Here is a 12772-nt window from a genome sequence, read left to right as displayed (position 1 = left end):
ACCGTCTCGATACTGAATCGTCTAGCGTTGCACTTGCACTTTTTCGAACACTTCGATCTGGTCGCCGACCTTGACGTCGTTGTAGTTCTTTATGCCCATACCGCACTCCATGCCCGCTTTGACCTCGCCGACGTCCTCTTTGAAGCGGCGCAGAGAATCCAACTGCCCTTCGAAGACCACCACGTTGTCTCGTAACACGCGGATCGGCAGATTCCGTTTTACGTGGCCGTCCAGCACCATGCAGCCGGCGATAGCACCGAATTTCGGATGACGGAACACGTCCCTAACCTCGGCAACGCCGACGATCTGCTCCTTGAACTCGGGTTCCAGCATCCCGCTGATGGACTTCTTGATTTCGTCGATCACATCGTAAATCACACTGTAATAGTGTAAATCGATGCCCCGCTCCTCAATGATCTTGCGCGCACCCGCATCGGCACGGACGTTGAATCCGATGATGATCGCGTTGGACGCCAAAGCAAGATTGGCGTCGGATTCGTTGATGCCGCCGACACCACCGGCAATGACTTTCACTTTGACCTTATCAGTCGAAAGGTCCGTCACCGACGCTCTCAGCGCTTCAAGACTGCCTTGCACGTCGGCCTTGATGATCAGGTTCAGATCCACGCTTTCGCCGCTTTCCATGCGCGAGAAGACATCCTCGAGCTTGGTCGCCTGCTGCGCCGCCAATTTACTGACACGCAGTTTTTCTTCACGATGCAAGGCGATCTCACGCGCCTTACGCTCGTCGGCAACGACGATGAATTCATCGCCGGCGTTCGGCGCGCCCGACAGCCCCAGCACCTCGACGGGCATCGACGGTCCGGCCTCTTTCACTGGCTTGCCATTTTCGTTGAACATGGCCCTGACACGCCCGAATTCCATGCCGCACAGGATAAAATCGCCCTTCTTCAACTGGCCACGCTGCACGAGAATGTCTGCCACTGGCCCTCGCCCTTTCTCGAGCTTCGATTCCAATACCACGCCGCTTGCGGGTATCTCGAAAGGCGTTCTGAGCTCAAGAACCTCAGCCTGCACGAGAATGGCGTCGAGCAATGCGTCGATACCCTGACCGGTCTTGGCGGAAACACTCACGAATTGGGTGTCCCCACCCCATTCTTCCGGGACCACATTGAGCCCGGTTAGTTCTTGTTTTACTCGATCCGGATCGGCTTCCGGTTTATCGATCTTGTTGACTGCCACGACCAAGGGAACATTGGCGGCGCGGGAGTGCTCCACGGCTTCGCGAGTTTGCGGCATCACGCCGTCGTCGGCAGCGACCACCAGCACCACGATATCCGTGACCTTGGCACCGCGTGCACGCATCGCCGTAAACGCGGCATGGCCAGGCGTATCCAAGAAAGTCACCGCGCCGTGATCCGTCTTGACCTGATAAGCGCCGATGTGCTGGGTAATGCCACCCGCCTCGCTGGCCGCGACGCGGCTCTTGCGAATATAGTCGAGCAATGAAGTCTTGCCGTGGTCGACGTGTCCCATGATGGTTACCACCGGAGCTCTCGGCAACTGCTCAATCTCCTCAGCCACCGACATGGTAGCCATAATCTCGGCCTCCAGAGCGTTTTCGACCTGCGGTATGGCCTTATGGCCCAACTCTTCGACCACCAAAGTGGCGGTATCTTGATCGAGTACTTGGTTGATGGTGGCCATCACTCCCATTCCCATCAACGTTTTGATGACTTCGGTCGCCTTAATGGACATCCGCTGGGCCAAATCCGATACCGTAATGGATGCGGGAATGGCGACCTCACGCACCACCGGGGCGGTTGGCTTCTCAAATCCGTGCCGGGCTTCCGGAAATGCAACAGGGCCTTTGGTGACTTTAAGCTTTTTCTTTTTATCTTTTCTTGCGTCATCGAGACCAAAGGGCTCACGAGCACCTTCGCTTCGGCCTTTAGGACGTTCAACGCCCGGCTTCTTTTTGGCACGTTTGGCTTCTGACTCTAAATGACGTGGGAGCTCCACCTCTTCCCGCTCGGCCGACACAGGCGGAACGACCGGTTTTTTAGGCGCAGGTATTTCTGCCGCGGGTGCGGGCGGCTCACGCTCTTCCACACTCACTGCTTTTTCGGTACGCTGCTGCTCTTCGACCAGACGTCGAGCCTCCTCCCGCTGCCTCTCTTCTTCCGCTCGTCTAGCCTCTTCGAGCAAACGCTGTTGCTCGGCGGCTCTCTCCGCTTCTTCGCGCTTCCTTCTCTCTTCTTCTTCCAAAGCCTTACGACGGACTTCTTCCTGCTGAGCGCGCAAAGCCTCCTGGGCTTCAAGTTCTCTCTGCTGGTCCTCGAGTGCCTGCCGCGCCTTTTCCACCTCAGTGCGACGTTCGCTCAGCTCCGGAAGCTCGCTTCGCTTGACATAGGTCCGCTTCTTGCGGACTTCTACGCTGATGGTCTTCACGCCCTTGCCGGGAATCTTGCCTTGCTTAAGCTCGCTAACGGTGCGCCGCTGCAGCGTTACCCGCTTCGGCTCTGCCATTTCCCCCTCGCTTCTGCCGTGGCTCTGCCGCAAATAACTCAGAAATCGAAGCTTTTCAGTATCACTGAGAACATCGTCCGCGTCGCTTTTTTCCAAACCCGCATCGCCCAACTGCGTAAGCAGTCGATCTACCGGAATGCCGACCACATCGGCAAGTTGCCGTACCGTCACATCGCTCATTCTTTCAGCCCCTGCCCTGTCAAATCCTCTTAACCTTCAGCAAACCACGGTGAGCGGGCCGTCATGATCAAACGCGCAGCCCTAGCTTCGTCCATACCCTCAACCTCCAGCAATTCGTCGACCGATTGTTCGGCCAAGTCCTCTATTGTCCTCACACCTCGCGCAGCAAGACGAAAGGCCGTTTCACGGTCCATTCCCTCCATCTCCAGCAACTCCTTGGAAGGCTCCGAAGATTCAAATTCTTCCTCGTTGGCGATCGCCTTGATCAGCAACGCGTCGCGCGCTCGATTTCGTAGCTCCTCGACGATGTCTTCGTCGAACTCCTCGATCTCCAATAGCTCCTTGGCTGGAACGTAAGCCAACTCTTCAACCGTCGAAAATCCCTCTCTAACCAGAATCTCGGCGACGCTCTCGTCCACGTCCAGCTGTTCCATGAACGACTGCATGAGCTTGGCCGTCTCCAGCTCATTCTTGGCTTCCGCCTGGGAAGCGCCCATTACGTTGAGCGTCCATCCGGTCAGCTCCGATGCAAGTCGCACGTTTTGTCCACCGCGCCCAATGGCTTGAGACAGGTTTTCATCCGCCACGGCAATATCCATCGAATGCTTGTCCTCGTCGACCACGATCGAGACGATCTCAGCCGGCGACATCGCGTTAATCACGAATTGAGCGTCGTTCTCGTTCCATAAAATAATATCGATACGCTCACCGGCTAACTCATTGGATACCGCCTGGACCCGGGAACCGCGCATACCCACGCATGCGCCCACCGGATCTAGCCGTAGATCGTTGCTCTTTACGGCCACTTTCGCACGAACCCCGGGATCTCGAGCAGCCCCCTTGATTTCAATGACCCCTTCGCTGACCTCCGGAACCTCCAGCCTAAATAATGCAATCAAAAGTTCGGGTGCCGTGCGACTGACGAACAACTGAGGCCCCCGAGACTCCGGGCGTACAGCTTTCAAATAGCCCCGCAAACGATCGCCGGACCGCACAGCCTCGCGGGGTATCATCTCGTCCCTGGGAACAAAGGCTTCGACGTTACCGCCCAGATCGAGGTAGACATTGCCCCGCTCGACGCGCTTGACGACGCCGGTCACAAGCTCGCCGACCCGGTTCTTGTAGGCATCGACGACTTTCCGGCGTTCCGCATCCCGCACCTTCTGTACAATAACCTGCTTGGCGGTCTGCGCCGCAATGCGTCCGAATTCAATGGATTCGATGGGCTGTTCGATATAGTCGCCAACCTGAATATTGGGCCGAATCTTTCGTGCCTCGTCCAAGGAAATCTCGATATCCGGGTTTTCGACGCCAGCCTCGTAGTCCGCATTGGAGTCAACGACCAGCCAACGACGGAATGTCTCATAGCCTCCGGTTTTCCGGTCAATCGCCACGCGCACGTCGATTTTGTTATCGTGACGCTTGATTGTTGCGGTGCGAAGCGCATCCTCTATGGCGCCGAAAATGACCTCTTTATCGATGTCTTTCTCATTGGATACGACATCCACCACCAACAAGATTTCTTTATTCGCCATCGCGTCGTCCTTAGATTTAACTACCAAACTCAGGCGCCAGGCGCGCCTTTTCAATTGATTCAAATGGAATTCGCAAAGTTTCGCCACCCTCTTGAATTAGAACGTAATCGCCTTCCACGCCTGCCAGGTAAGCCTTAAATTTGCGCCGCCCATCGATGGGCCGGGCGAGCTGCAAACGGGCCAGACTACCCTTGAAGCGCACGAAGTGCTCCAACTTGGAAAGCGGCCGGTCAAGACCTGGCGACGAAATTTCAAGCTGATAACGACCGGGAATCGGGTCCTCCACATCGAGTACGCCACTCAGTTGATAGCTAACCCTCGTGCAATCGTCGAGAGTGATGCCAGACTCGCTGTCGATGTAGACTCGGAGCACGCGCCGGTGGGCGTCGAACTCTATGTCTATCAGTTCATATCCCAAGCCGCTAACGACCGGCTCAATCAAACCCGCCAAACGCTCCTGCGGCTTCATTGCGACCTCGTAAATCTCACTCACAAAAAATGGGCGCAATGGCCCATTCTTGTTTTGTTATTCCCTTTAAAAACTAAAAAAGCCCCTATGGGGCATACCTTATCAAAGCGGGGCGACTCTAATCACACACTCTTAAAGTAACCCGCTGTTTATAGACGCATGTTACCACACAAACAACTAAATGTGGAACTCCCGTTATCATACGCGGGCACCGATTGCCTATACCCAATTAATAACCGCGGGCGTACCATAAAGAGACACGATAAAGAGAGGAGAATTCCGATGCCTTTAACTCCGATGGACTTGGTCGCCGAAGCGAAGCGACACATTAGAGAAGTCAATCCTGAAGAAGCTAAAGCCCTAATCGGCAAAGCACTGGTTCTGGATGTCCGGGAACCGGCGGAATTCACGCTAGGCGCCTTGCCTGGCGCGGTAAACATTCCGCGCGGCGTACTGGAGTTCAAGATCGACAGCCACCCGACGTTTCAAAATCGGCGTGACGCCGACATCCTCGTCTACTGCCAGACCGGCGGCCGTTCGGCTCTGGCGACCGAGGCACTCAAAAAGCTGGGCTACGTAAACGCCGTCAGCCTCGCGGGCGGCTTTAAACTTTGGCAGGAATCCGGCCAAGCGGTGGAAACGCCTCCCGCTTCTTGAAGCTTATGGCGTCTAGTCGTAATGGAGACGATCGCTCGGCCTCTGAAGGGCGAATGCGCCTCGACAAGTGGCTGTGGGCAGCCCGGTTTTTCAAAACCCGCCAGCTGGCCATAGATGCCATCAACGGGGGCAAAGTGCATCTAAACGGACAACGGGCGAAGCCCGGAAAGGAAATCGGCGTCGGCGCAAAGCTTAGAATCAGCAAGGATCAATACATTTGGGATATTACGGTTCAAGCTTTATCGTCCCAGCGTCGTCCAGCCGCCGAAGCAGTGCTGCTTTACGAAGAGACTCCGGAAAGCATCACGCGCCGGCAGGCTGAAGTCGACAGGCGACGCGATGAACGGTCGCTTTCCCTCCAACCGGAAACCAGGCCGAACAAGAAGGAGCGGCGCCAGATCCACCGATTCAAGCGCGGCCCGGAATAGTAGCGCGTAGATTTTCTGAATCGCCTTTCAACCACGATGACCATGTCGTCTAAACCCGCTCCTCGGCCGGAGGTCGTATACACCGTCTCGCGACTGAACCGGGAAACCCGTTTTCTGCTCAACGACTGCTTCGGCAGCATCTGGATCGAGGGTGAAATTTCCAATCTCTCGACCCCCTCTTCCGGGCATATTTATTTCAGCCTGAAAGATACCGAGGCTCAGATACGCTGCGCCATGTTCCGTGCACAGAGCCGATCCCTCGACTTCAAGCCGGAGAACGGCGATCACGTGCTGATCAAGGCTCAAGTCAGCCTCTACGAACCGCGCGGCGATTTCCAATTGATCGTCGAATACATGGAAGAAACCGGCGACGGCCTGCTGTTGCGCGCGTTTGAGGCTTTAAAGCAGCGTTTGGCGGCCGAAGGACTATTTGATGCCCAGCACAAAAAGCCGATCCCGAGTCTGCCGCAATGCGTAGGCGTCATTACTTCGCCGACGGGGGCAGCCGTCCATGATGTTCTTACCGTGCTCCGGCGCCGCTACCCCTCGGTCCCCGTAATCATTTTCCCGGTTAAGGTACAGGGCGCCGAAGCTAAATTCGAAGTCGTGAAGGCCCTCGCCGCGGCGGATCGGCTACAGATGTGCGATGTCCTGATATTGGCCCGCGGCGGCGGATCTCTGGAAGACTTATGGGCGTTCAACGAAGAAATCGTGGCCCGCGCGATTTTCGAATGCAAGACGCCGGTGGCTACGGGGATCGGGCATGAGATAGATACCACGATTGCCGATTTCGTCGCGGATCTGCGCGCGCCGACACCGTCGGCAGCCGCGGAGGCGGTAACGCCCGATTGCGCCGCCTTGCTGGCCCGATTCGAACGGATCGAGCAGCAGCTTTGCCTCCGCATGAAAGCGGTGCTCGAACGCGATCGAAATACACTGCGCGTTCTCGGCAAACGCTTGCAGCAAGAACATCCCAGCAAACGCCTCCAAACCCAAAGCCAGCGATTGGATCGTTTGGACCTCCAACTCAAGCGAGTAACGAGAAATTCGCTGTCCAATCTGGACGTGCGACTGCGGACACAATTCGCTGCTTTGTCCAGACACCGGCCCCAACAGCGCCTACAGATGCTCGAAGAAAGACGATGTCAGATTTACCAACGCCTTTGTCTCGCGATTCAGCGGGCTCTCGAAAAGCAGGATCAGCATGTCTCCGGCCTCGCGGAGCACCTCCACGCGGTGAGCCCTTTGGCGACGCTGACACGCGGTTATGCTGTCGCCTACAAACAGGACACGGGAGAAATTCTGCGCTCTTATCGCGATATCCAGCCGGGTGAAAGCATGGAGACCCGGCTTGCGGACGGCATCCTGATCAGCCGAATCGAGGAGGCGCGAAAATCCTGAAAAATGGCGGCGATCAGGAGGAACCTATCACCTTTATACGCCAGGCTTCGGTACAAAATCAGGCAGCGGCATTCCGATATGGAAGCCTTGGACGTAATCGATTCCCATGTCTTGAAGAACCGCCAAGGTGTTTTCGGATTCGACAAACTCTGCAATGGTTTTAATGCCGAGATCGCGGCAAAGACGACTGAGATTGCCCACCAACGCCCGGTCGATGCGGGAATTCAAGATGTTGCGCACGAACTCGCCGTCGATCTTGACATACTCGAAGTGCAATTCCCGCAGGTAATGGAAAGAGTTGTAACCGCTCCCGAAATCATCCAGGGCGAAGGAAAAGCCGATACGCCGCAACTTGGCCAGAAACTTACGCATATGAGCCATGTCGCCGATCGCTTCCCGCTCCATGACTTCGAAGACGACACGACTCGGCGGAAAACCGAGGCGATCGCATAGCCCCTCCGCAAACCCGAGAATTCCACGTTCTCGCATTTCTTGAGCCGATAAATTGATGAACAAGCGAGGCAAGGGGTCGTCCGCTTCGACTAACGCGCTCGCGGCGGAAAACGCATCCGTCAGAATGGACCTATCCAATTCCCGAGCCAATCCGTATTTTTCAACTGTCTTTATAAATACCCCGGCCGACACGACTTCTCGTCCGGGTTTGATGAGGCGCGCAACCGCTTCGTAAGCGAACAATGTCCCCTTTCGGCAATCAACGATCGGTTGATAATAAGGAATGATGCGGTGTTCGCTCAGGGCTTGCCGAAGCTCTTCTGCATAGATCCGGCTGTGACGGCTCAGCTTTACCGATTCGTCCGCCGATTCAAGCGTCGATACTTCGTCCTTGCCCATTCCCTTGGCGTGATAGAGGGCCATGTCCACGCCGGCAATCAAGTCGACGGCATCCTTCCCGTTCTTCGGATAACTGACCAGACCAATCGAAGTGGTGATATAGAACTGGCGTCCGTCCGGTGCCTCGAGTCGCATTCCGCGCAGCCGCTCCCGCAGCGACTCGGCCACACTCAGCGCACCCGATGGCGGCGTCTCGGGCAGAATCACAGCAAACTCGTCCCCGCCAATGCGGAAAGCAATGTCGCCCTTGCGTAAATAACCGTGCAGGCATTCACCGATTTGAACCAGCGTTTTGTCGCCAGCGGGATGGCCGTACGAATCATTAATGTCCTTGAAATTATCCAGATCGAGCAACAAGATCGAAAACTCATGCCCGTGCCGCGCAGAGCGCTCGATTTCGTAATCCAACATTTCGGTAAACCGTCGCCGGTTGCAAAGTCCGGTGAGCGGATCGTGCTCGGAATAGTATTCCAGCTCATCCAATGTGTGCCCCAGCGACTTGCTTGAACCAACCACCATAACCATTACCGACAGCAAAGAACGGATCATGCTGAGTTCCTGCGCATCCGGCGGCGTTGCTGAGGAGTAAACCACCCCGAGCAATCCCGCGAGCTGAGGCGCATATTCAGGCATCATCACGGCAAGGGTTCTGATATCGTCTAGATCAATGATATTTGCGTCACCGCCAACCTGATATTCTTCGATCTCGACCGCCGCATCCGGAGGCAGCTTGAGCTTTTCGATCGCTTCCCCGATTAGTCGCTCCTTGACCGAACATTTGATTTGATCGGAATACGAGCCGAAGTAATAGAAAAACAGCGATAAGCCGTGATCTTCGAGAAAGGCGATGAAAAAGAAATCAAAAGGAAAGATATTGCGGAAACCGACAAGAATTTCCTGAACGAACTCATCCCAATGCGTCACACGCTCATGGGAAAAAATGATTTGCTCCAACACTTGGCTCTGGCGCTCGAACAATTCTTTCTCCACCAGCGTCGAAGCCAAAAGATCCATGGTCTGACTGAACTCCCTCAAAACTTCCTGTATGTACTTTCCGTTTCGATGCCATTGCCGCTGTCTTTCGTCCGCCAGCAGATTCAAGCTGCGATCCAATTTACTGCAGTGCTGCAATATGATTTTAGATCTCGGGGTATCGCTTTCCAGATCGGCAATGACGCTAGCGTGGACGCGTTCTATCATGGCTCGAATCGTGGCGCCGAACATCTGCGTCCGGGTTTGACTTTCGAGCAGCGAGGATAACTGCTCCATCACCTGTTTGCGCAGCTTATTGAGCTGCGATGGCATTCCACGCTGAGGGTCGAGAGAATCGGGGATGGTTTTGGCCATCAAATTCATAATTGCGTGTCCTTAGGAAAGCGTCCTCCTTTTTCCATGAGATCGATCCCGCACTGCAAATTCGAAAACCAGCCGATAAAATCCCTTACAGCGTTGCCCCGGTAAATCGGCCCATGCTGGGGAGCCAACATTTCGATTTCCAGGCCTGAAATCGTATCTACCCAGCACCTGGCAGCTCGGTTCGAACACATGTAGCGGCGGTGAAATCCTTCGATATAAGGGAGATGACTCGCGAAATCATCAACGAACTCGTATGCCAAATGTTCTGGAAGCATCGCCGCTCCTATATCGCCGGTGAATAGGATTTTGGCGATCGGATCATAAACATTGAGCTGGCCTTCGGAATGTAAGAAATGTGCCGGCAATAATTTCAACTCAAAGCCCGGCGAAAAAGCACATGACATACCTTCATCCGGTACTGGAACGAAGCGGCTCAAATCCCTGATGCCGTAGTGCGGAAGAAAGCGGAGCCAGATGCGAGGAGCATATACCGGGGCCGCGGTGAGCTCTAACCAAGTAGAAAGTCCACCCACGATGTCGGGATCCTGGTGCGACAAAATGATGGCGCGTAAATCCCGAGGCTCAAGATATTGAAGCAATTCGGTGAGCGCCCCAGGCATAACCCCAAAACCACCTGGATCGAGCAAGACTCCATATCCATCATGGAGAACCAGATACTGATTGGAACGGATACCTTCTTCTTCGCCCGGTTCGCTCTCGTTTAGCAAAATGAACCGATGCTCCGGCGTTTTGAACAACGTAACGTTTCGCACGGCTAACCTCTTGTTATTGTTATTATTCCGTTGTGGATGTCCGTTTAGTATCACGTGACTCGCTTCCCTGGAGCACTATTTTAGAGCACATTTCCGAATCGTACGCTAATCCACGACGATACCTGGCTGAAGGGCAGAAAAACCGTATCATTTAAATGAAAATTTTTCTGTAAGCCTTTTCTTACAAACGCAATAAGCGACTACAAACAATCGATTCGCCTCATCGATATTCCAGTCAAGATCGATTAAACTAGCGAGTTTACATTTTTTCCTATATATCCCGGATGCGATCCGGAACGACATCAACCTTTAGCGGAATTTGCCATGAACAAAGAGAGCCAAGCACTGATCGAAAAGTACTACACTGCTTTCAACGCCGGAGACATGGATACGTTTCTAAGCCTGCTTACCGATGATGTTATCCATGACATCAACCAAGGACAGCGGGAAATCGGCAAAGAGGCATTTCGCGAGTTCATGAACCGGATGAATCGGAACTACAAGGAACAGTTGGTCGACATGGTCATCATGACCAGCGACGACGGCAAACGGGCCGCTGCGGAATTCGTGGTTCTCGGCGAATATCTGGTGACCGACGAAGGCTTGCCGCCCGCCAAAGGCCAGAAATATCGTCTTCCGGCCGGCGCGTTCTTCGACATCCGCGACGGCAAGGTGGCGCGCATCACCAATTACTACAACTTGCAGGACTGGATCGCCCAAGTCGAAAAGGGCTAAGGCTATGACCGACTCGATCAGCATCAAGCGCTTTACCGGCCAAGACCCGGAATTGCAGCCGTTTTTGCCTGATCTGGCGCGACTGCGAATCGAAGTATTCCGGGATTTTCCATATCTCTACGACGGAAGCTACGAGTACGAGGAGAAATACCTCCAGACCTATACGCGGTCGCCGGAAAGTGTGATCGTGCTGGTGCTGGACGGCGATAAAGTGGTGGGCGCGACGACCGGAATTCCGATGGAACACGAAACCGAAGAGTTTCGGAAGCCCTTCGTGGAACACGGTTACGACCCGAAGAAAATTTTTTATTGCGGGGAATCGGTATTGCTGAAGGACTACCGCGGTAAAGGCATTTATCCCAAGTTCTTCGAGGAACGGGAAGGCCACGCCCGGTCTCTTGGCCGATTCGACTGGAGCTGCTTCTGCTGCGTGCAGCGCCCCGAAAATCATCCGCGTCGCCCCGCGGATTACGTCCCGCTCGACCGGATCTGGAGCAAATTCGGCTATACCAATCATCCGGAATTGGCGACGACGTACACGTGGAAAGACCTGGATGAGGAAATCGAATCGCCCAAACCCATGGTCTTCTGGCTCAAGCCATTAACCTAGAAACAGCAGTTGACCGCTTCGATGAACCGGGAAAGTCCGATGACTTCTAATCGTCCTAGCTTTTTTCTGCCTGACCGTTTGGGTGACGCCGCTACGCACCCGACTGCACGGCGGGCGGGCCACCTGGCGGCGTTGCTCCTCTTTGCGGGAGACTACCCCGCCGCATCGTCGCGCCTTGCCATCCGTCCCGCCCGCCGCACACTCGGGCACGTCCAACCGCCGTTTCTAGGTTAAAGGAAAACACCTGATGTCATCTCGACCGTTTCGTTTGGCTGCCGCGCAATACAACATCGGCTTTCTCAAAAGCTGGGACGATTATTCCGCCAAAATCGCCCGCTGGGTCGCCGACGCCGCGGATAACGGCGCCAAGATGCTGCTGTTCCCGGAGTACTTCAGCATGGAGCTCGCGTCCCTTTTCCCGGAAGAAGTTTACAAATCGCTGTCCAAACAACTGAGCGAAATGCAGACTCTGCTGCCGGATTTCGTGATGCTGTTTTCCGACATGGCCGAACAACACGGCGTCTATGTCGTGGCCGGTTCCTTTCCCGTCCGAATGGAGGACGGCAGCTATCGGAATCGGTCGTTTCTGTTCCGGCCGGACGGAACGACCGATCATCAGGACAAGCTTCAGATGACCCGGTTCGAAAACGAACACTGGCTGATTACCGGCGGAGAGGAAATCAAGACGCTGGATACCGAATTCGGACGGATCGGCATCAATATTTGCTACGACAGCGAGTTCCCGATGATCGCTCGCAAGCAGGTTGAGGCCGGTGCCGATTTGATTCTGGTGCCGAGCTGTACCGACACACTGGCGGGCTATCACCGCGTCCGCATCGGCTGCCAGGCACGCGCTCTGGAGAACCAATGCTATGTCGTGCAATCGCCCACGGTGGGTCAGGCGCCGTGGTCGGAAGCGGTGGACGTCAATATCGGCGCCGCCGCGGTCTACACGCCGGTGGATTACGGCTATCCGGACAACGGAATACTCGCCATTGGCGAGCTCAATCAAGCGCAGTGGGTTTACGCCGAAATCGATCTCGCTTCGATAGCCCACATCCGGCAAACCGGACAGGTGTTCAATTACCGCGATTGGCCAGGCCAGTTTCGCTACGTCTGATAAAGATCGGGAGCAAGCACCGCTCATCCGGCGCTTGCTCCGTCGAAAGGTCTTGCGAGTCTCCGTAATCCCAAGACTTCCGACTCACCCCCGCCCTTGTGGCAAACTGGTCGAACTAATCGTCGGAATTCTGGTCTTTGATGAACACATCCCGGTAACTGCGCTA

Annotated in this window: 11 protein-coding genes; 6 read left to right on the top strand and 5 right to left on the bottom strand. The window is 55.0% G+C overall.

Annotated features, from left to right (window positions below; translation table 11 throughout):
- Positions 1 to 21: 21 nt before the first annotated feature.
- Genes infB through rimP form a run of 3 tightly spaced genes read right to left on the bottom strand, consistent with a single transcriptional unit; the run spans position 22 to position 4674 of the window.
- Positions 22 to 2670, bottom strand: coding sequence for a translation initiation factor IF-2 (gene infB / locus ACWJJK_RS08040; protein WP_086134393.1), 2649 nt, complete (start codon positions 2668 to 2670; stop codon positions 22 to 24).
- 29 nt (positions 2671 to 2699) lie between these two features.
- Complete coding sequence (nusA, locus tag ACWJJK_RS08035) at positions 2700 to 4205, bottom strand: transcription termination factor NusA (protein WP_077730432.1); 1506 nt, start codon at positions 4203 to 4205, stop codon at positions 2700 to 2702.
- 16 nt (positions 4206 to 4221) lie between these two features.
- Positions 4222 to 4674 (bottom strand): ribosome maturation factor RimP, encoded by a 453-nt coding sequence (gene rimP, locus ACWJJK_RS08030; protein WP_077730431.1) that lies wholly within the window; start codon positions 4672 to 4674, stop codon positions 4222 to 4224.
- A 282-nt stretch (positions 4675 to 4956) separates the two neighbouring features.
- On the opposite strand from rimP, the gene ACWJJK_RS08025 reads away from it, so the two are divergent.
- The 3 genes from ACWJJK_RS08025 to xseA are packed head-to-tail and all read left to right on the top strand — an operon-like array spanning position 4957 to position 7160.
- Positions 4957 to 5331: a rhodanese-like domain-containing protein gene (locus ACWJJK_RS08025; RefSeq protein WP_077730430.1), complete on the top strand. Its 375-nt coding sequence runs from the start codon at positions 4957 to 4959 to the stop codon at positions 5329 to 5331.
- 53 nt (positions 5332 to 5384) lie between these two features.
- On the top strand, positions 5385 to 5759 hold the full coding sequence (locus ACWJJK_RS08020) for an RNA-binding S4 domain-containing protein (protein WP_240502519.1): 375 nt from the start codon (positions 5385 to 5387) through the stop codon (positions 5757 to 5759).
- Between the two features lie 36 nt (positions 5760 to 5795).
- A complete protein-coding gene (gene xseA, locus ACWJJK_RS08015; RefSeq protein WP_077730428.1) occupies positions 5796 to 7160 on the top strand; it encodes an exodeoxyribonuclease VII large subunit in 1365 nt (454 codons plus the stop codon).
- A 33-nt stretch (positions 7161 to 7193) separates the two neighbouring features.
- Here the strand turns inward: xseA and ACWJJK_RS08010 are convergent, their stop codons facing one another.
- Both ACWJJK_RS08010 and ACWJJK_RS08005 read right to left on the bottom strand, forming a co-directional pair.
- On the bottom strand, positions 7194 to 9368 hold the full coding sequence (locus ACWJJK_RS08010) for an EAL domain-containing protein (RefSeq protein ID WP_434113228.1): 2175 nt from the start codon (positions 9366 to 9368) through the stop codon (positions 7194 to 7196).
- Positions 9365 to 10141, bottom strand: a complete 777-nt coding sequence (locus ACWJJK_RS08005; protein WP_077730427.1) for an oxygen-binding di-iron domain-containing protein — start codon at positions 10139 to 10141, stop codon at positions 9365 to 9367. Before ACWJJK_RS08005 ends, ACWJJK_RS08010 begins: the two co-directional genes overlap by 4 nt.
- Positions 10142 to 10465: 324 nt before the next feature.
- Here ACWJJK_RS08005 and ACWJJK_RS08000 point away from each other — a divergent pair, with 324 nt between their 5' ends.
- The 3 genes from ACWJJK_RS08000 (at position 10466) to ACWJJK_RS07990 (ending at position 12606) form a co-directional block, all read left to right on the top strand.
- Complete coding sequence (locus tag ACWJJK_RS08000; protein WP_077730426.1) at positions 10466 to 10876, top strand: ketosteroid isomerase-related protein; 411 nt, start codon at positions 10466 to 10468, stop codon at positions 10874 to 10876.
- Positions 10877 to 10880: 4 nt separating this feature from the next.
- A complete protein-coding gene (locus tag ACWJJK_RS07995) occupies positions 10881 to 11486 on the top strand; it encodes a GNAT family N-acetyltransferase (RefSeq protein ID WP_156880055.1) in 606 nt (201 codons plus the stop codon).
- A gap of 247 nt (positions 11487 to 11733) precedes the next feature.
- Entirely contained in the window at positions 11734 to 12606 is an 873-nt protein-coding gene (locus ACWJJK_RS07990; protein ID WP_156880056.1) for a carbon-nitrogen hydrolase family protein, read from the top strand.
- The last annotated feature ends 166 nt before the right edge of the window (positions 12607 to 12772 follow it).

It is taken from the genome of Methylocaldum gracile, from assembly GCF_053646815.1.
Note: the sequence above shows the minus strand (reverse complement) of the source record. Positions and strands in the feature narration are given on the sequence as shown.

Coding starts and splice junctions, on each gene's coding strand:
- infB (WP_086134393.1), bottom strand. CDS start 2,670: ATGAGCGATGTGACGGTACGGCAACTTGCCGATGTGGTCGGCATTCCG.
- nusA (WP_077730432.1), bottom strand. CDS start 4,205: ATGGCGAATAAAGAAATCTTGTTGGTGGTGGATGTCGTATCCAATGAG.
- rimP (WP_077730431.1), bottom strand. CDS start 4,674: ATGAAGCCGCAGGAGCGTTTGGCGGGTTTGATTGAGCCGGTCGTTAGC.
- ACWJJK_RS08025 (WP_077730430.1), top strand. CDS start 4,957: ATGCCTTTAACTCCGATGGACTTGGTCGCCGAAGCGAAGCGACACATT.
- ACWJJK_RS08020 (WP_240502519.1), top strand. CDS start 5,385: ATGCGCCTCGACAAGTGGCTGTGGGCAGCCCGGTTTTTCAAAACCCGC.
- xseA (WP_077730428.1), top strand. CDS start 5,796: ATGACCATGTCGTCTAAACCCGCTCCTCGGCCGGAGGTCGTATACACC.
- ACWJJK_RS08010 (WP_434113228.1), bottom strand. CDS start 9,368: ATGAATTTGATGGCCAAAACCATCCCCGATTCTCTCGACCCTCAGCGT.
- ACWJJK_RS08000 (WP_077730426.1), top strand. CDS start 10,466: ATGAACAAAGAGAGCCAAGCACTGATCGAAAAGTACTACACTGCTTTC.
- ACWJJK_RS07995 (WP_156880055.1), top strand. CDS start 10,881: ATGACCGACTCGATCAGCATCAAGCGCTTTACCGGCCAAGACCCGGAA.
- ACWJJK_RS07990 (WP_156880056.1), top strand. CDS start 11,734: ATGTCATCTCGACCGTTTCGTTTGGCTGCCGCGCAATACAACATCGGC.